Origin of the sequence: Lachnoclostridium sp. An118, assembly GCF_002160985.1 — a bacterium.
GTDB lineage: Bacteria > Bacillota > Clostridia > Lachnospirales > Lachnospiraceae > Claveliimonas > Claveliimonas stercoravium.
In genome coordinates this window covers 109,795-127,897 of record NZ_NFLQ01000001.1, presented here as the reverse complement: position 1 = coordinate 127,897, position 18,103 = coordinate 109,795, and the positions used below count along the sequence as shown (strand labels likewise).

Genomic DNA, 18,103 nt, shown 5'->3' with positions numbered 1-18,103 from the left:
CCTTTGAACTGATCTGCCACTATTTTATCACACTGTCTCACTCATTGACAATCTTATAATACTCTCTCGCCGTGACGGCAAAGACCATCACATAGAAGACGGCGAACACCAGCACCGTGGCCGCCGTGCAGGCCAGGAACAAAGGCGTGTTGACAAGTCCCAGCATGGCCAGCAGCTTGTCGATGACATTGAAGGCTACCGCAATGTGGATCACCGCCACCACAAGGGGCAGGAAGAACACCAGAAGCACCTGGCTCCGTATAGACCGCCTGACCTCCCGCTTTCCCATGCCCACCTTCTGCATGATCTGGTACCGCTCCCTGTCATCGTAGCCCTCTGAAATCTGCTTGTAGTAGATGATGAGCACGGTAGCTATGAGGAACATGGAACCCAGGTAGAGGCCGATGAAGAAGAGACTTCCATACAGGGAGAAGAAGTTCTCCCGGCTCAGTTCCCTGTTCTCGCACACAGCCCCGGGCACCTCCCGGCCCACACGGTCCGCAATGCTCTGCACCGCCGCCAGACAGTCCTCCCGGCTGCCTCCCATATCAAAGTAGGTGGAGTACTGGAGAGCGCCGTTCACCACGCCCATATCCAGTATGGACTGCACATCCGGCATGATCAGATACCAGCCGGTGACCACCCGGGCCACGCTCTTGTCCTCCAGCCGGAAATCCTTCAGCTCCTTCACCACCTTCAGCTCTTTTCCGTTGACTGTGATGGTGTCCCGGCCGTAGCTGCCCTCGTCGGTGACGAAGAGGATGACCTCGTCCGGGGCGAGCTCCGTGGGGTCTCCCTGGACCTTCTGGTAGTCCTCCAGAGGGATAAAATACATCTCCTGTATATCCTCCACCGTGTAGTCCACAGTCTGGCTGTTGGTAAAGGCTGTGTCGCTCTGCCGGAGCACGGCGGTGGCGCCGTACCTGTAGGACATGCCGTCCTCCTTCTCCACATGGCGGGCAGAGAGCTCCTCCTCCACGATCCGGTCTATGGACGAAATGGTCGCCGGATCGGAGGCGTCCGCCGTGGTGATGCAGTAATCGTAGGGGAACCGCTGGTCCAGTATGTCCTCCATCCCCGCGTAAAGGCTCACCGTGCTGGAGATGAGCACCAGCACGATGGTGCTCAGGATGCAGATATTGGCAAGCCCCGCCGCGTTCTGCTTCATCCGGTAGATCATGCCCGACACCGCTGTGAAATGATTTGCCTTGTAGTAGAAATTTTTCTTTTTCCTGAGCGCCTTCAGGACAGCGATGCTGCCCGCGATGAAGAGACAGTAGGTGCCTATGATAACAAGGACGACTGCCACGATAAAGGTGTCGATGGCGTCAATGGGCCGCTCCGTAGTGATCGCCAGATAGTATCCCACTCCCATTGCCAGCACGCCGACAAGAGCAAGGAGCCACTTTGTCCTCGGCTCCCTCTCCCCCACATTGCCGCCCCGCAGGAGTTCCACCGGATTGGCCAGCTTTACCTGAAAAAGGTTGTAGAGCCATGTCAGGAAAAAGATAAAGGTAAAGAGGACCGCCGTGTAGAGGATGGAGGGCAGGGAGATATGGAAGCGTATGCCCACATCATACTGCAGGATGCGCAGGAGGAGAAGATGCATCAGCTTCCCGAAGACCATGCCTCCCAGTATCCCCAGCACCAGGCTGACAGCCCATATGATCAGCGTCTCTACGGTAAGCATCCTGCCGATGTGTCCCTTCCCCATGCCCAGGATATTGTAGACCGCGATCTCCTTCTTCCTCCTCCTGATGAGAAAGCTGTTTGTGTAAAACAGGAAGATGAGGGAAAAAAGGGTCATCACCGGTATGGTGAGGAAGAGGACTGTGGTCACATTCCTGTTTCCGATGCTGTCATTCCTGGCCAGAGTATCCATCATGTAGTACATCATGACCGTGAGCACGGCCGTCAGCATGAAGGGAACATAGGTCTTCCCGTTGTTCTTTATATTGGTAACCGCCAGCTTTGCGTAGATCCTGCTGCTCACCTCTTCTCACCTCCCGTAGCCAGAACGGTCAGTGTGTCCGAAATCTTCTGGTAGAGCTGCTCGTTTGTCAGGCTGCCTCTGTAGAGCTGGTGGAACACTTCCCCGTCCTTGATGAACAGGACCCGCCCCGCCGTGCTGGCCGCCTTCACACTGTGGGTCACCATGAGGATAGTCTGGCCGTCTCTGTTGATCTGCATGAACATTCCCAGCAGCTCGTCTGCAGACCGGGAGTCCAGGGCGCCCGTGGGCTCATCTGCCAGGATAAGCTGGGGCTTTGTGATGAGTGCTCTTGCCACCGCGGCCCTCTGCTTCTGTCCTCCCGACACCTCGTAGGGAAATTTGCCAAGGATTTCCCGGATACCCAGCTTTTGCGCTATGGGCTGGAGGCGGCGGTCCATCTCCTCATACTTCTTTCCCGACAGGACAAGGGGCAGGAAAATGTTGTCCCTCAGGGAAAAAGTATCCAGCAGATTGAAGTCCTGAAAGACAAAACCCAGGTTCTGCCTGCGGAAGGCCGCCATCTCCTTTTCCTTCACCTTTCCGATATCATTTCCCTTCAGATAGACTCTCCCGGCGGTCGGCTGGTCCAGCGCCGCCAGGATGTTGAGGAGGGTAGTCTTGCCTGAGCCGGACTCACCCATGATCGCCACATACTCGCCGGGTTCAACAGAGAAGCTCACATTTCGCAACGCCTCCACCTGGCTGCCGCCAAACCGGGTCGTATATATTTTCTTTACATTTTTCACTTCCAGTAATGCCATGAAAATAACCTGCCTTTCTCTTCGTATGTTCTGTAGACATTATACCGAAGGAAAGGCAGGCTATCCATTTTTTCATATTACATTTCCGGGTCTGTACCTTACATTTTTGTCACACAGCGGCTGTCTCCCTAAAGCCGGCTCACTCCCTCCAGAGCCACCACTGTCTCCATGATGAGGAAGAGGAGCATCCAGAAGGTGGTGAAAGCCCACAGCCAGTACCTCCTGGGCGGGCGGTTCCGCCGCCACCAGGAGACGACCTTCTCTCTCTCCTTCACAAGGATGACGCAGGCCGCCAGGAAGAAAAATCCCGGCACGCCGTACTCCAGCACCGCCCCGGCCGTCTTCGGGAGAGCCCCCGCCAGCCGCCCCAGAAGGTCGCTGAACACCAGATTGTTGAGAACATGGATCAGGATGGACCACCCTATGGAGTACTCCACCGCCACATATCCGAAGACCAGCCCCGCTCCCACCGCGAAGGTGCCCTGCAGGAAATTCCCGTGCATGGCGCCAAAGAGGACAGCGGACAGGACGATCGCAAACCCTTTGCCCCCTCCCAGCAGCCTTCTCAATACAAATCCCCTGAATACAAGCTCCTCCGCCACAGGCCCTATCAGGGAGGCGTAGAGGAACATGGGCAGGTCGCCGCTCACTGCCGAGGCACTCTCAGCCGCGTTCTTAAGAGTCAGTCCAAAGGGATTGAGGACCAGTTCTGCCAGGAGAGCTGCCACAGTAAAGATTGTCTGGCAGGCCATAAAAACGCAGAATATCCGGATAAAATTTCCTGCCTCCATCTTTCGGCTGCTCCGGAATGCCTCCCTCACAAGACCTGTCCTGCGGCTGGCTATGGCCAGGAAGAGAAGTCCTCCGCACACGCCCGCGATGCTCAGTATCCCCAGGAAAGAGCCCATGTTCTGCCCAAAGGCCCCCACCGCCCGGTCTGCCGCCTGCTCTGACCCGGCTCCGGCCATGATGGCGATGGTCCTGATAGCGACAGCTCCGAACATGACGGCTACCATGATCAGATTGTAGAAAAAAATATAGCCCGCTGTGCGGTTTGTCATTTTCCGTACCTGTTTTTTCATCTCTCTTTGTTACCTCCTTGTACCCCTACTATAGCCCCCAGACAAAAAGAGCACACATCCTCTGTTGCGAATGGTGCTCTTTTTGTTGTGAAAGGTGTAAAGGAGCAGCGGGCCCGTCAGTCCCTCTGTCAGTCCTTCTGTCCTTTTATCTTTCTCATATGCTCCTTGATCTGCCTCTCATATCCCATGTCCCCGGGCTCATAGAACCGGGTGCCCTGTATCTCGTCAGGCAGGTACTGCTGCTCCACATAGTGGTTCGGGTAATCGTGGGCGTACTTGTAGCCTGTGCCGCGGCCCAGGTCCTTCGCACCCCTGTAGTGGGCGTCCTGAAGATGCGCAGGCACGGTGGTCTTGTAGCGCCCCACATTCTCCATGGCGGCAAAAATGCCGTTCACCGCCGAGTTGCTCTTGGGGGCCGTGGCCACGTAGAGCGCTGCCTGGGACAGGATGATCTGGGCCTCCGGCATCCCCACCCGCTCCACCGCCTGGGCGGCGGAGACCGCCACGGTGAGAGCCATAGGGTCCGCATTTCCCACATCCTCCGAAGCGCATATCATGATCCTGCGGGCGATAAACTTGATATCCTCCCCCGCGTAGAGCATTTTGGCCAGATAGTACACGGCCGCATCCGGGTCCGACCCTCTCATGCTCTTGATAAAGGCGGAGATGGTGTCGTAGTGATTGTCCCCGGTCTTGTCGTAGCGGACCACCCGCTTCTGGATGCACTCGGAGGCCACCTCCAAAGTCAGGTGGATCTTTCCGTCAGCGGACCGCTCTGTGGTCAGCACGCCCAGCTCCACCGCGTTCAGGGCGTTCCTTGCGTCCCCGCCCGCCACGTCCGCCAGGAATTCCAGAGCGTCCTCATCGATCACCGCGTCATAGCTGCCCATCCCCTTCTCTTTGTCGTAGACCGCCCGGTTGATGAGGGTCTTCACATCCTCCTTACTCAGGGGATAGAGTTCAAAGATGCTGGACCTGGAGATGAGAGCCCCGTTTACCTCGAAATAGGGGTTCTCCGTGGTGGCCCCGATGAGGGTGATGGTTCCGTCCTCCACAAAAGGAAGGAGATAGTCCTGCTGCCCCTTGTTGAACCTGTGTATCTCATCCACAAAGAGGATGGTCCGGCGGCCGTACATTCCGCGGCGCTCCTTCGCCTGGCGGACCACCTCCTCCATGTCTTTCTTTCCCGCCACTGTGGCGTTGATCTGAGTGAACTCCGCCTTCGTGGTGTGGGCGATGACCTTGGCAAGGGTAGTCTTCCCGGTTCCCGGCGGGCCGTAGAAAATGAGGGAGCTCAGCTTGTCCGCCTTGATGGCTCGGTAGAGGAGCTTGTCCTTCCCGATGATGTGCTGCTGGCCCACCACCTCCTCCAGCGTCTCCGGCCGCAGCCTGGAGGCCAGGGGAGACTCCCTGTCCATATTCTGTTCTCTTGCGTACTCAAATAGATCCATATCTGTTCTGCCACCTTTCCAGCCTAAAGTCCTGCTATATCCCGCACCACTTCCCCCGCGATGAGAAGGCCTGCCACAGGGGGCGTAAAGGAGATGCTTCCCGGCAGGCTCCTCCTTTGTCCCTTGTCCTCCCCCGTGTCCCGTCCTGATACGTCCACAGGCTTTTCTTTGGAGTAGAGCACCTTCACATGCTCGATCCCCCGCTTTTTCAGCTCTCTTCGCATCACCTTGCAGAGGGGGCACACGGAGGTCCGGCTTATATCTTCAATCTCAAAGAGCTCCGGGTGGAGCTTGTTTCCTGTCCCCATGCAGCTGATGACGGGGATCCGCTCCCTGTCCGCCCTCTCGATCACCGCCAGCTTTGCCGTCACCGTGTCAATGGCGTCCACGATGTAGTCCGGCCTCTCCGCAAAAAGCGGGTCTGTATTGTCCGCCAGGACAAAGGTCTCAAAGGTCTGTACCTCCGTCTCAGGGCAGATATCCTGTATCCGCTCCCGCATCACCTCCGTCTTGTACCGGCCCACCGTGCTGTGGCAGGCGATGGACTGGCGGTTGATGTTGGTCATGGACACCCTGTCATTGTCCACCAGGATGAGGCGCCCCACCCCGGCCCTTGCCAGAGCCTCGATGCAGTGGGAGCCCACGCCTCCCACCCCCAGCACCATGACCGAGGAGCTTCGTATTTTCTGCAGCTTCTCCTCCCCTATGAGGAGCGCTGTCCTTGCAAATTCATCTGCTGTATATTCCTGTTCTCTCAATTCTGTCATCCTCTTTGCCTTTTCTTTCTGCTTTTTTCCCTGCTTTTCAGCGCTGCCTTCACTGAAACGCCGATTTTCATATCGCCGCGCATTCCTGCGGTCCATGCCTCACGCCCTGCAGCGGCGCGCCCCTCAGGGCAGCACCAGCTCATCTGCCGTCACGAACGCAAATCCTTCGTCCCGGAGGATATCCACGATGCGCAGCGCCGCCTCCACGGAGGACTCGTAGCAGTCGTGCAGTAAAATGATATCACCATCCTCCGCCTCCGTCACTACCTTTTCTACGATCTGGTCCGTATTTTCCGTAGTCCAGTCCAGCGGATCCACCGTCCACAGGACCGGCATTACCTGCAGCTCCTCCTCCAGTCTCTCGTCCCAGACGCCAAAGGGCGGACGCACATAGTCTGTGTGCTTTCCCGTGATAAGGTAGATGACTTTGTCTGTATCCCCTATTTCCCGGCGCAGATGCTCCTCATCCTCCAGATCCAGCTGGACGTGGTGATAGGTGTGGTTCCCGATGAGATGTCCCTCCCGGTCCATCCGCTCCACGATTTCCGGGTACTGCACCGCGTACATGCCGATGAGGAAAAAGGTGGCCCGCACATTCCGCTCCTTCAACCCGTCCAGCAGCTTTGGCGTCCAGTCGGGGCTGGGGCCGTCGTCAAAGGTGAGCGCCACCTGCCGGGACTTTTCGTCCTCCTGCGCCTCAGCCTTGCTGCCCGCATCGGTCTCCGCCGTCCTGCCTCCTGCACCGGTCTCCACTGTCCCGCCGCCTGTGCCGGTCTCCCGGACCGGCGCCTCTGTCTTCGCTGTCACTTTGCCGGCCCCGGCCTGCTCTCTGAAGGAGCCGGCCAGGACCGGCAGGAGCAGGGCGCAGGCATACAGAAGGAACACGGCCCTCTTCCCTGGAAGCTTCATCTTTCCTCTCCCCCTGGGGCTTTTCTTCATATATATGAGAGAGGCACCCGGGACATTCGGAGGCAGCAACCTTTTACGCCCTGTTTTCCGCCGGAAGGAAGAGGAGGATTTCCAGGCGGTAGATCCGCTCCCCCTGCCCGCCATCCGGCGGCTCCAGGATTTCCCTCCGGAGAGTGCCCTGGTATTTCCTTGCCGTCCACTCCATATTGAGAAGGCCGAAGCCGTGCTCCTCCCCGTCTTCTTTTTCCGTATGCCCCAGGGGTATGTCCGCCCTGGCATTTCCTGCCGGATTTTCAAACACAAGGCTGAGCATCTGCCCCTGCTGCCGGATGCGGACCCGGACCCACCCGCCGTGAGGCTGGGCCTCCAGGGCGTTGTCCAGGGCATTGGCAAAGAGGGCGCAGATGTCCGCGGCGTCTACCGGCAAGGGGGACGGCAGCCGGCCGTCCAGCCGTATCTCTATGCCTCTTTGGACTGCCAGCATATTTTTTTCATTCAGGATGGCATCCCCGATATCGTTTCCGCAGTGGAGGGAGGTGTCCGCCATCTCCAGGCGCCCCTCCAGCTCCCCGATATAGCCGGAGAGACCGCTGTAGTTCCCCCTGTCGGCCAGCTCCCGGATGCACAGCAGGTGATTGCGGATATCGTGGCGGAACATGCGGAGCCTTGTGTCGCTCTCCCTGCGCGCCTGGAAATGCTTCAGCTCCGCCCTCAGGTAGGACCGGTTCAGGTCTGCCATGTACTGGTAGTAGGACCGCCTGTTTCCCTGCTGTACGAGCGCGGTCACAGACACCTCCAGGAGCACGGCAGCCACGCTGGCAAGGAGGGTAAAGCCCCTGGCCGCCTCCTCTGAGACTGGCAGCTCCTCTCCCCCCGCGATCATCACTCCAATGGCCAGGAGAAAAAGGCCCGTGCCGTGGAGGAGGTTCCGCTCCCACCTTCCCAGCCTTCTGTGGGCTGCCTCCGCCCGAAAGCGGCGCCGGGCTTCTCTGCTCTTCCAGAGAGCCAGAAGCAGGAGCCCCCAGATGAGAAGGTCTAAAAGCAGCTCCGAATTTCCCATATCGCTCACCCTGACCCCGGTCAGCACGTAGGGGATACCGAAAAGAAGGGAGGCCGGCGCGATGAGAAATCCCGTCACCGGGAGGAATAGAAAGAACCCCCTGGCCCTGTGCCTGTCCCTCACCGCCGATGTGTAGCCCCCGAAGACAGCGAGGGGCCAGAAGACCGCCAGATCCCCGTCTGTCCCCACTGTCAGGAAGAGCGCTGTCTGGCCGAAAAGGAAAATGCCCCAGAAGAGAGCCCATTTTCTCCTGGTGTCAAAGACCGGCTCCAGATAAATATAGCGGGAAATCAGGATGAGAACTATGAGGATCTCCGCCGCTCCCGCCAGGCTGTATAAGATTTTTCCTGTTTCTGCCGCCATCTTCCTACTCCTTTTCAGATATATACCGGGAGAGAGCCTGGACAAAAGCAGCCCGCTTCCCCCGGCTCACCGGCAGCCGGGTCCCATCTGACAGGGTCACCTCCCGCCCGTCAAAGGCGGACACATGCCGTAGTCCCACCAGGTAGCTCCTGTGGATCTGGAAAAAATCCAGGGGCGGCAGTCCTTCCGCCTGTTCCTTAAGCTTCTTCCGGAGCAGGCAGTGTCTCCCGCCTGTCATGTACAGGGTGAGATACACGTTCTCACTTCGGAAATACAGGATTTCTACAAGAGGGATAAAAAGCTCTCTCCCGTCCGCCTTCACCTGTATCCTCCTGTTCCGCCTTTCCCTCTCCTCCACAGCCCGCAGCGCCCCAAAGAGGAACGATTCCTCCACTGGCTTGGCAAGAAAACGGAAGGCCTCCACCTCGTACCCTTTCATGGCGTACTCTGTGTGGCTGGTGAGGAGGATGACAGGGATGGCGTCATTTACGTCTCTCACCGCCCGGGCCGCCTCCAGCCCGTCCATCCCCGGCATCTCGATATCCAGGAAGACCAGGGACCAGCAGAAGGGCTCTCTCTCCACAGCCCGCACAAGGGCCTCCCCGGAGGAAAAGGCGTCGATCCGCAGGTCCAGGCTGCGGTAGTATCTCTCCAGCTTTTCCCGGAGCATCTCCAGGAAAAGAGGCTCGTCGTCACATACTGCTATCCGCATCTTTTTCCCCCTCCGTATCAAGGACCGTTTCCCCGCTGCGGATGGCCCGCAGCTGGTCCCCCATGATATCCTTCATCATGTCAAAGGCCCTCTGTCCTGTGCAGTGGCCTGTGAAGCAGAGAATACCCGTCTCCTTAAGAAGCCGGCCCGTCTCCCTGATATGTTCCAGGTCCGCCTCCTCATACCTGTCCTTCTTCATGTGGAAACCGCTGACCAGCACATCCGGCCAGTCTCCAAAAATCTCCCGGTATCTGTCCAGTATGTTCAGCACCCCGTTGTGGGCGCAGCCCGAGAGCAGCACGTGAAAATCTCCCTCACTTACCACAAGACACTGTTCATGGCAAAAATCGTCCTGGATATACTCCGCCCCGGCCTTCCGCTTCAGCGCCCGGTTGCCCTCCGGCCACATCCTGTGTCCCTCTATGCCGGAAAAGAGGAACAGCTCCCTGTCGATCCGGTGGTCTCCCTGGAGGAGCACGCACTGGGGCAGCCCCAGGATGCAGGGCTCCAGCCCGATGTACTTTTCACCCTCCGGCTTCAGGTGGTAAAAGCTCCCTCCCGCGCTTTGCTGCATATAAATCCTTGTCCCCGGATATTTCTTTGCGAAAGCGGGGATCCCGCCGCCGTGGTCATAGTGGCCGTGACTTAAGATCACCGCGTCCACCCCTCCCAGGTCAATTCCCAGAAGGTCGGCATTTGCAAGAAATCCATCACTTGCCCCTGTGTCCATGAGCACCTTATGTCTCTCCGTCTCTATGTAAAAGCTCAGTCCGTGCTCACAGCGGCAGCCGGGCTGGCCTTCTGTGTTCTCTATCAGGTTTACGATCCTCATCTGTCCTCTTCCTTTTATATATCTGTTTTCCTGCCCTTGTCCGGGCTTGACTCAGCGGGGAAGACACAGCCGTATCCCCTTCGCCGCTCCGCCGCGTCTGTTGGATGGAAGGATGATATCCGCCTTCTCCCTCAGCTCCGGCACGGCGTTCCCCATGGCCATCTTAAGGCCTGCCGCCCGGAACATGGGCAGGTCGTTCTCCCCGTCGCCTATGCAGGCCGTCTCTTCTTTCTTTATCCCCAGCCTTTCCGCCAGGGCGGCCAAAGCCATCCCCTTGGACGTCTTCTCGGAGAACACCTCCACGTATATGGACGTGCTGGCCCAGGTCAGGCCCCGGGTCCTCTTAAGCAGCTTTTCAAGCCGTTCCCGCACACCGGGACGCAGAAAATAAAACTGGATCTCCTCCACCCCGTACCTGGATCTTGCAATGGTCCTCTCCATGCTCTTTACACGGTACACGCCCCTGGCGTCCTTCCCGTATATCAGCCTGCCCAGAAGGACAAGAAGCCGCCCCTGTATCAGGTATTCATGGTGGAGGTGGGCCGTGATGCCGGCTCCTGTCCTCCGGCAGTCCCGGAGAAGTCCCAGGGACGTCTCCTTTGGAATCATAGACCGGAACAGGTCCTTTCCGGTCCGGCAGTCTGTCACTACGGCCCCGTTGGAGCTGATGACATACCGGTAAATGTCTCTCTCCCCCGCCAGCCGGTGAGGGAGGCAGTGAAGGTTCCTGCCTGTCGTGGGCACCACAGTGATACCCGCCCGGGCCGCTTCCCGCAAGGCTTCCACTGTCTCCCGGGACATGCGGCTCCTTCCATCCAGGCAGGTGCCGTCCATGTCCACAGCCAGGAGCTTGATCCTGTGTCTTTTCTCTTGTGTCTGATCCATCTTATCACTCTCCTTGCCGTATGGATGAAAAAGGCTTTACCTCAGGCTGCTCTTCCCGATGCTCTCCTATATTTTTTGCCATCCACACCATGTGGTACCACCTGTGGAATTTGTAACCGCAGCTCGGGAACCGCCCCACAGTCCGAAATCCCATGCGCTGATGGAACAGGATACTGTCCCCGTTCAGGTACGGGTCTTCCCCCTCCGGGCAGGCGATGCAGGCGTAGAGATCCGTAATGCCCTGCACCCGCAGGATTTCCTCCAGGGCCTCGTACAGCTTCCTCCCAAGCCCCTGTCTCCTTCTGTCCCTCCGCAGATAAATGGACGTCTCCGCCGCCCAGTCGTAGGCCCGCCTCTCGTGAAAGGGAGAGGCGTAGGCATAGCCCAGGATTTCTCCTTCTGACTCTGCAAGCAGGTACGGATACTGCTCCCTTATGCGGCGGATACGCTCTCTGAACTCTTCCACAGAGGGCACCTCATACTCAAAACTGACAGCTGTGTGCTCCACATAGGGCGCGTAGATATCCAGCAGTGCCTCCGCGTCCTCCTCACAGGCAGTGCGAAGGCGGATAGGTTCCGTGTGTTCTATTGACATGCTCTATTTCCTCCATCTGTAAATAAGCAGGGAAGCAAGGATCAGCACAGCCCCCGCCGCCGAGACAGCAACCGGCAGCATCGGCTCCACCCTCCAGGCCACAAAGACTGCCGAGGGCCCGTCCGCCCCTGCAATGATCTTCAGGGCGCTCTGCTGGGAAGTCCACCAGAGGATACCCCAAATGAGCATGGCAGCGCCGATCAGCATCACGATGGCCAGCAGGATAACGCGCCGGACTGCCTGGCGTCTCTGCACGGCCGCCAGCCTGACTGTCTCCGCCACTGTCTGTTCTGTCTCCTCTCCCGTCATTTTGTCCGGGAAGGTCTTCTCTCCTCTCAGAATGTCCAGGACTGTGACCCCAAGCTGCCCGGCCAGCGGCTCAAGAAGCGTGATGTCCGGGTAGCCCACGCCCCGCTCCCAGCGGCTGACAGCCTTGTCCGTCACCTGGAGCTTTGCTGCCAGCTCCGCCTGGGTCATATTTTTCCCCTTCCGCATTTCCGCGATAAAGCTTCCTGTCCTTTTTACGTCCATTTCATCCCCTCCTTCTAAAGAGAGTATATTCTAAGAGAATGGCTTTGTCAGCCTGTGTATGATCTATTTTCCGGATACACAGCCCGACGGTTCGTTTACCTGCTTTTCCCCGGTCCCTCTCCTCCCTCTCTCTGCGAGGGCAGCATAGATTTCGTCCACATCATAGTCCGGGGCAAACCGGCGGGCTGTCTCGCAGATGAGGCTTACCTTCTCCTCCGGCTCTCCCAGTTCCCCGAAATCTTCTATGATAGCAGAAATGGGCTTATCCTTTTTTAGTTTCGCACAGATCCAGGAGATAAGCTTTGTCTCCTCTCCCTGCTCCTTCGACTCCTGCAGCTCGTCTGCAAACAGCTCTCTCAATGCCTCGCACATTTCCTTCTCCTCCTTCATCCTGTCCCAGTTGGCTCGCACGATCAGATCCATGGCCGCCTGGTACCACTTTGAATGTCTGTGCCGCTCATATCTCTCCATCAGGTCCTGCAGCTCGCGGCCCTCCTTCAGGTTCCCCCTCAGGTGCTGCAGCCAGTAATTGTCTCTCTCCGACAGCTCCCTTGTCACCAGGAGCTGCATCGCAAGGGCGTCTCCCTCAAGATAGTAAATCCCGTCACCCTGCCTGCTGACCTTCATCCCTCTTGCCTTCTTCAGATGCCCCAGCAGCTTCCTGGGGTAGCGCATACACACGAATGTCAGGGTGATCTCCTCCGGGTCCACCTCCATCACCCGGTCCGTGTCCGACTGATACAGGCAGGCGTAGGCGTACACCTTGTAGAAATCATTGATGCTCAGATAGTCCTCCGGGGATTTGTACTCAATGATATTGTAGCTCTTGAATATCCTTCCGATATTCTTCTCCAGCCGGATGCCAGGACAGTCTTCTCTTCTCCTGCTCCATCCCTCTCCTCCTTGTCAGTATAATACAGTTTCTTCCCCACGCGCAACTTTTACATAAATTTTTCATCATTTCCGGGTGATCCGGCAGATATGCCCGATACGTCAGATATGAATGGGAACCGCTTTTTGAATGATGCGGTTCAAGAAATGTCTTCTCAAAAAAGAAGGTACTCCAAGTTTACATCAGCTTATATCTTCTGTCAACCAGGAGTACCCTTTGATCTATTATTTATTTCCTACACGATAATTCCCACCATGAGGCAGGCGAGCAGCATGTCATCCACAGAGCTCATGTACCTGATCATCCTCCCCATTTCGAGGCTTTGAGGGTCCTTCTTCAGCTCCTTTAATCTGGCTTTCAGGTCCTTTCTCTCGAATTTGGAGAAATACTGGTCCAGGTTCTTCGAGCTCTTCAAGATCCACAGGAGGGCTCCGTCCTCAGGGGACATATCACCGCCGTCCCTGGCCGCCTCCCGCAGCCTCTCTGCCAGCGCGGTCCTGGCGCTCTTCTGCGGGATGTACACCGTCCTATTGCCCAGCATGCCGCCCTTTTCTTCCCTTACAGACTGATCCCCCAAAAGGGACGCCCCTGTGTCTGCTATGAACTGCCCCATCCTGCTGATATCATAGGTAAGAAAATCGCTTATCATTTTCAGAGCAGTGCGGGGCTTCTTCTTCAGATACTCGTACAGGACTGTCAGATGCTCAAGGCTGTCCGGCAGCTCCCGCTCCACCTTGATGGTCTTCCCGTCCATGCTCACCACCTCATTCATGAGGAGGTCCATAAATCCTGCAGCCACAAGAGCGGCGTTGCCCTCCTCCCTGTGCATGGCCGGCATGCAGCCAATGTCTGTCACCGCCAGAATGTAGTACTCCTGTGCAATTCCTCTTCTTTCCATCTCATTTTCCTCCGAAATATTTCTTGCTGACCAATCAATCAAATATATCTTCGGAGTCATACACCCAGGAGCCATATGAAAAACAGGCTGACAGCCAGGGCAAGGACACCTGTCCCAACCGCCAGAAGGATCTTCTGGTAGATACGCTTCCCCTCTTCCTTCGCCTTCTCGATCTCGTCCAGGGTGGTCCCCTCCACAAAAGCTACGATTTCCCTGTAGCTCTGGATATCGTACCGGGCCTTTCTCTTTTCCACCTGGGCCGCCGCATAGATGCCCGCCAGCAGGATGACGATCCATATTCCCATTCCCACATAGGACAGAAAGTGGACAAGAGGAATAGGGGTGACGCCGATGAGAAGGAGAAGGAAACCAAAAATGTTTCCAAGGCGATTAAATTCTTTCCTCTCATCGTCGCTCATGTTCATCCTCAGCTTCATCGTCTCCACGTCTCCTTTGACTAATTGATCCAGAGAGACTTCAAATGTGTCGCAGAGGAGCATCAGACTGTTTATATCCGGATAGCTCTTGTCATTCTCCCAGTTTGAGATGGTCTGCCTCGAGACATAGACCTTCTCCGCCAGGGCATCCTGTGACAGGGACCGTTCCTTCCGGTACTTTTTAATCTGATTTCCAAGCTCCATTTTTTCTCCCTGCGCTTTCACTATAGTCAAAAAGAGAGGATCTGTCTGTCAAAAGTCTTTGACATACCCTGTTTTACGGGGATTTCCCGCTGTCAAAGCCCTTTTGCGGCCGACAGTTCCTTCATTCGCTCTCCCATTATAGCAAACCTGGCATCCTGTGAAAAGCGATATCTTATCTTTTCTCCCTGACAGCAAAGACCGCGATCAGCAGAAGTACTGCCGCTCCCACTGCCATCCAGAAAAAGGACATGTTCATGCCGTGCATCATGGCGTTGTCCCCGTAGGTCTCCGCTGAGGACGCAGCCACCATGGTCATGATCCCCACAAAGACCGCCGAGCCGATGGAGCCCGCGATGGTCCGAAGGGAAGTGAGAAGTGAGGAGGCGTCCGCCATCTTTGTGGGGTGCACATTGCTGGTCCCCCAGGTGAGGAGGGGCATCATCAGGCTTCCGATGGAAATGTTGCGGATCACATTCAGCGCTGCAGCGGTCCACAGAGGCGTTTCCATAGAAAGGAAAAACATGCCTATGTTGCTGATGACAAGAGCGGCAGCCCCTGCCACAAAAATCTTCTTTATCCCAATCTCATCGTACAGCTTCCCGGCAAATGGGCTGGCAAGTTACCCCTGTAGTACAGCGCAAAGGCTGTACGGCAGCTTACAAACGCCTCTTTTTACAAAATCCCGTCCCCGCACTTTTCTAAAGGGCGCTGATGGTGTCCACCACGGACATGTTCCTGATCCGCCTTGCAGGGCCCCACACTGCCAGCACTGCGGAGAGGGCCATCACCGCCAGTATCACGGCAAGGGCTGTTCCCGGTATCTGCCACTCATCTCCCCAGCGGGAGGTGATCATGGACTGGTAGAGCAGCCTGTGGAGGGGCAGGCCCACAACACAGCCAAGGAGCATGCCCGAGAGCACATAGGTGAGCGCCTCCGCCGCCACCATCTTAATGAGCTGCCCGCTGCTCATGCCGATGGCACGCATGGCCCCGTACTGCTTCATCCTGGCCTCCACGCTCATGCCAATGCTGTTGATGATGTTGAACATGGAGATGAGGGCGATGACAGCCAGAAAACCGTACACAAAGATGACCATGGAGTACCAGACTCCTCTCACCTCGCCGTTGTCCATGCGCCGGTCCGAGAAGGTCGTCCCCTCTCCGCCCAGGCTGCGGATTTCCTCCACGTCCCCCTCCGTTGCATTTCCCGCAAGCTGCACATCGATGATGGTGTAGCCGTCCTGACCTGTGAGCTGGCTAAAAAGAGCCTCGCTGCAGTAGACATTCTCCACCCCCTGCTGGGTTCCCACGATGGAGAAAGAGGTGAGGGCTGTGACAGGCAGCTTCTGCACGCCGTAGGAGGTCTCCAGAGTGATCACATCCCCCAGCTTGAGGCCCTCGTCCTCGCTGACGTAGACGCCCATCACGCCGTCTCCCTTTTCCACACTCTCTATATCTCCCTTTATAATGCCCTCCCCGGCCCAGCCAAGCTGGTCCTCCTCCAGGGAGATGAGGTTGATGCTGCCCGCCCTCTCGCCGGTCTGCGCCGGCAGCTCATAGGCAAAGCTCCTGCCGTAGACCCGCTTTACATAGTCCTTCCCCTCAAGCTCCCGGGCCAGATCTTTCGGGATGGAGCAGGTCTCGTCTGCGCTCACCACGGACACGTCCGGTGTGTAGGGCCGCAGGGGCACCAGGGCGTGGTGCATGAAATCCACCGCCGTGCTGAAGGACAAAAAGAGCAGGATGCTGAAGGCAAAGGAGGCGGACAGCAGGATGAAGTTCCGCTTCTTTCCCTTTGCGTGGTGGATGCCAAGCACCGTGTCCACGTGGAAAAACCTCGTCCTGGCCGCGCGCCTGACCCTGGTGATCTCCCCGGTGTTCCCCGACACTGCCGCGAGGGGAGAGGCCTTGGAGGCCTTTCTCGCCGGCGCCCTGGCGGCCAGCAGGACCGTGATAAGGCCAATGACAGCGCCCGCCGCTATCCCCGGCAGGCTGACGCCAAAGACCGGCATATCGCCGAAAAATCTGTCGCTCACAAGCCGCAGCAGAGCGCACAGAGCCCAGGTGACAAGAACTCCTGCCAGCACCCCCAGGGGAATGGCGGTCACGCACCAGCCAAGGGCCTCCCGGCGCACAAAGCGGACAACCTGCCTCTTCTGGGCACCCAGGCACCGGAGCATGCCGAAAAATCCGGTCCTCCTGGCAATGTTGCTGCTGAGGCTCCCCGATATCATCAGCACGCCTGCCAGGACAACGAGGAGCGCCAGCACTGCCGCTGTCCCGTAGAGCTGGAAGATGTAGGGGTCGCTGCTCTGCAGCATGAGGGCAAGGAGCTTCGCGTTCTGCCCCACCTGCTCGTCACTTAAGGAGTAGGCATCCCTGATCTCCCTGATCTTCTCCTGGATATCGCACCAGGGCGTGAAGGACACGTAGAACTCCCCGTCCAGCTCCTGGGTGTCCTTCGTAAAATACTCCTGGTAAATCTCCCGGTCCGTGAACATGCCGTAGACGCCCTGCTGCAGGATGGAGGAGGTGTCCCCCGTAATGCCCGACACGGTAAAGCCAAGCTGCTCTCCCTCCGGCGTATCCAGAGTGACCTTGTCCCCGACGCCGGTGCCCAGCCTGTCAGCGGCAGTCTCTGTCAGCACGACACCGTCCTTCGTCCCCTCAGGAAAGCTCCCCTCTTTTATCTCTACGGAGGGGTAAAGGTCCAGGAACTCCCTGTCAAATCCGCAGATGACGGTCTCTGTCCCCTGTATCTGATAGCCCATGTCCACCCGGTAGTTGGTAGCCCCATACCAGGAGCTCTCCTCCACCTCGGGCCTTGCGGCGATCAGCTCCTGCTGCTCCCGGGTCAGTCCCCTGAAGACCGCATGCCAGGCCCCGTCGCTCTTTACTGTGGAAATCCGCTGCGCCCGGATTTCCATATCCGCCATGCTGAAAATGGCGGCCACGAGAAACACGGCCAGGAAAATGCAGATCCTTGTCATGAGGCTCTGCTTCCTGTGTACCTTCCCGGAAATTTTCACCAGGTCCAGATAGCTCTTCATCGCCTCACACCTCCCATCTCTGTGAGGACTCCGTCCGACACCTTCATGACCCGGTCCACAGAGGCGGTCAGGTTCATATTGTGAGTGATCATGAGGACGGTCTGCTGGTAATGCCGGGACGCCTTGCAGAGAAGGTCCATCACGTCCCGGCTGCTCCTGGAGTCCAGATTGCCTGTGGGCTCATCCGCCAGCACGAGCATGGGGCGCATGACCAGGGCCCGGCCGATGGCCACCCTCTGCTGCTGCCCGCCGGAGAGCTGCCCCGGCAGATGGTGGCGTCTCTCTGTGAGCCCCAGCAGCTCCAAAAGCTCCTCCACCTGCCCCTTCTTTGGCTTCCGATAGTCCAAAAGCAGGGGGAAAATAATGTTCTGCTCCACGTCCAGCTCCTCGATGAGATGGAAGGACTGGAAGATAAAACCGATATTCTGCCTGCGGAAGATAGTCCGTTTGTTTTCTGTCATAGAGAAAAGGTCCTCCCCGTCCAGGTACACCTTTCCCCCTGTGGGAGCGTCCAGCCCGCCGATGCAGTTCAGAAGGGTGCTCTTGCCGGAGCCGGACTCTCCCACCACGGCGGCGAACTCCCCCCGTTCCATGGAAAAGGAGACGTCCCGCAGGGCCCGGACCGCCGCTTCCCCCTTCCCGTATGTCTTGCTGAGATTTTCTACACGTAAAAGTTCCATT

18 protein-coding genes and 1 pseudogene are annotated in these 18,103 nt (G+C 57.6%); all 19 read right to left on the bottom strand.

The features are described 5' to 3' along the window. Positions 1 to 37 precede the first annotated feature (37 nt). The 19 genes and pseudogenes from B5E62_RS00590 to B5E62_RS00505 all read right to left on the bottom strand — a co-directional run bounded on the left by B5E62_RS00590 (position 38) and on the right by B5E62_RS00505 (position 18,102). Positions 38 to 1,993 carry an ABC transporter permease gene (locus tag B5E62_RS00590; RefSeq protein WP_087172835.1) on the bottom strand — a complete coding sequence of 652 codons (1,956 nt, stop codon included), beginning with the start codon at positions 1,991 to 1,993 and terminating at the stop codon, positions 38 to 40. Beyond that, positions 1,990 to 2,754, bottom strand: a complete 765-nt coding sequence (locus B5E62_RS00585) for an ABC transporter ATP-binding protein (RefSeq protein WP_033125358.1) — start codon at positions 2,752 to 2,754, stop codon at positions 1,990 to 1,992. The genes B5E62_RS00590 and B5E62_RS00585 overlap by 4 nt, the downstream gene beginning before the upstream one ends. Positions 2,755 to 2,882: 128 nt before the next feature. After that, on the bottom strand, positions 2,883 to 3,836 hold the full coding sequence (locus tag B5E62_RS00580) for a CPBP family intramembrane glutamic endopeptidase (protein WP_087172834.1): 954 nt from the start codon (positions 3,834 to 3,836) through the stop codon (positions 2,883 to 2,885). 128 nt (positions 3,837 to 3,964) lie between these two features. Next, positions 3,965 to 5,287 carry a replication-associated recombination protein A gene (locus B5E62_RS00575; RefSeq protein ID WP_087172833.1) on the bottom strand — a complete coding sequence of 441 codons (1,323 nt, stop codon included), beginning with the start codon at positions 5,285 to 5,287 and terminating at the stop codon, positions 3,965 to 3,967. A gap of 23 nt (positions 5,288 to 5,310) precedes the next feature. Continuing rightward, complete coding sequence (locus B5E62_RS00570; RefSeq protein ID WP_087173020.1) at positions 5,311 to 6,054, bottom strand: tRNA threonylcarbamoyladenosine dehydratase; 744 nt, start codon at positions 6,052 to 6,054, stop codon at positions 5,311 to 5,313. Between the two features lie 123 nt (positions 6,055 to 6,177). Then, positions 6,178 to 6,963 (bottom strand): polysaccharide deacetylase family protein, encoded by a 786-nt coding sequence (locus B5E62_RS00565; RefSeq protein ID WP_087173019.1) that lies wholly within the window; start codon positions 6,961 to 6,963, stop codon positions 6,178 to 6,180. 73 nt (positions 6,964 to 7,036) lie between these two features. After that, on the bottom strand, positions 7,037 to 8,386 hold the full coding sequence (locus B5E62_RS00560; RefSeq protein WP_087172832.1) for a sensor histidine kinase: 1,350 nt from the start codon (positions 8,384 to 8,386) through the stop codon (positions 7,037 to 7,039). Positions 8,387 to 8,390: 4 nt separating this feature from the next. Then, on the bottom strand, positions 8,391 to 9,098 hold the full coding sequence (locus B5E62_RS00555) for a LytR/AlgR family response regulator transcription factor (RefSeq protein WP_087172831.1): 708 nt from the start codon (positions 9,096 to 9,098) through the stop codon (positions 8,391 to 8,393). Then, positions 9,079 to 9,930 carry an MBL fold metallo-hydrolase gene (locus B5E62_RS00550; protein ID WP_087172830.1) on the bottom strand — a complete coding sequence of 284 codons (852 nt, stop codon included), beginning with the start codon at positions 9,928 to 9,930 and terminating at the stop codon, positions 9,079 to 9,081. The genes B5E62_RS00555 and B5E62_RS00550 overlap by 20 nt, the downstream gene beginning before the upstream one ends. 51 nt (positions 9,931 to 9,981) lie before the next feature. After that, a complete protein-coding gene (locus B5E62_RS00545; protein WP_087172829.1) occupies positions 9,982 to 10,815 on the bottom strand; it encodes an HAD family hydrolase in 834 nt (277 codons plus the stop codon). Positions 10,816 to 10,819: 4 nt separating this feature from the next. After that, positions 10,820 to 11,410 (bottom strand): GNAT family N-acetyltransferase, encoded by a 591-nt coding sequence (locus B5E62_RS00540; protein WP_087172828.1) that lies wholly within the window; start codon positions 11,408 to 11,410, stop codon positions 10,820 to 10,822. Between the two features lie 3 nt (positions 11,411 to 11,413). Further along, complete coding sequence (locus B5E62_RS00535) at positions 11,414 to 11,941, bottom strand: helix-turn-helix domain-containing protein (RefSeq protein ID WP_076777938.1); 528 nt, start codon at positions 11,939 to 11,941, stop codon at positions 11,414 to 11,416. Positions 11,942 to 12,004: 63 nt separating this feature from the next. Then, complete coding sequence (locus B5E62_RS00530) at positions 12,005 to 12,703, bottom strand: hypothetical protein (protein WP_052083981.1); 699 nt, start codon at positions 12,701 to 12,703, stop codon at positions 12,005 to 12,007. Positions 12,704 to 12,723: 20 nt separating this feature from the next. After that, positions 12,724 to 12,873, bottom strand: coding sequence for a hypothetical protein (locus tag B5E62_RS16850; protein WP_162610234.1), 150 nt, complete (start codon positions 12,871 to 12,873; stop codon positions 12,724 to 12,726). 195 nt (positions 12,874 to 13,068) lie between these two features. Then, the gene (locus B5E62_RS00525) at positions 13,069 to 13,731 is read right to left on the bottom strand and encodes a GOLPH3/VPS74 family protein (RefSeq protein WP_076777940.1); all 663 of its coding nucleotides are present in this window, start codon (positions 13,729 to 13,731) and stop codon (positions 13,069 to 13,071) included. Between the two features lie 56 nt (positions 13,732 to 13,787). Next, positions 13,788 to 14,372 carry a helix-turn-helix transcriptional regulator gene (locus tag B5E62_RS00520; protein WP_087172826.1) on the bottom strand — a complete coding sequence of 195 codons (585 nt, stop codon included), beginning with the start codon at positions 14,370 to 14,372 and terminating at the stop codon, positions 13,788 to 13,790. A gap of 172 nt (positions 14,373 to 14,544) precedes the next feature. Then, positions 14,545 to 14,973 (bottom strand): annotated as a pseudogene (locus B5E62_RS00515) (MFS transporter); the annotation flags it as partial. Between the two features lie 97 nt (positions 14,974 to 15,070). Then, positions 15,071 to 17,422, bottom strand: a complete 2,352-nt coding sequence (locus B5E62_RS00510) for an ABC transporter permease (RefSeq protein WP_087172824.1) — start codon at positions 17,420 to 17,422, stop codon at positions 15,071 to 15,073. Then, complete coding sequence (locus B5E62_RS00505; RefSeq protein ID WP_087172823.1) at positions 17,419 to 18,102, bottom strand: ABC transporter ATP-binding protein; 684 nt, start codon at positions 18,100 to 18,102, stop codon at positions 17,419 to 17,421. The genes B5E62_RS00510 and B5E62_RS00505 overlap by 4 nt, the downstream gene beginning before the upstream one ends. Position 18,103 lies beyond the last annotated feature (1 nt).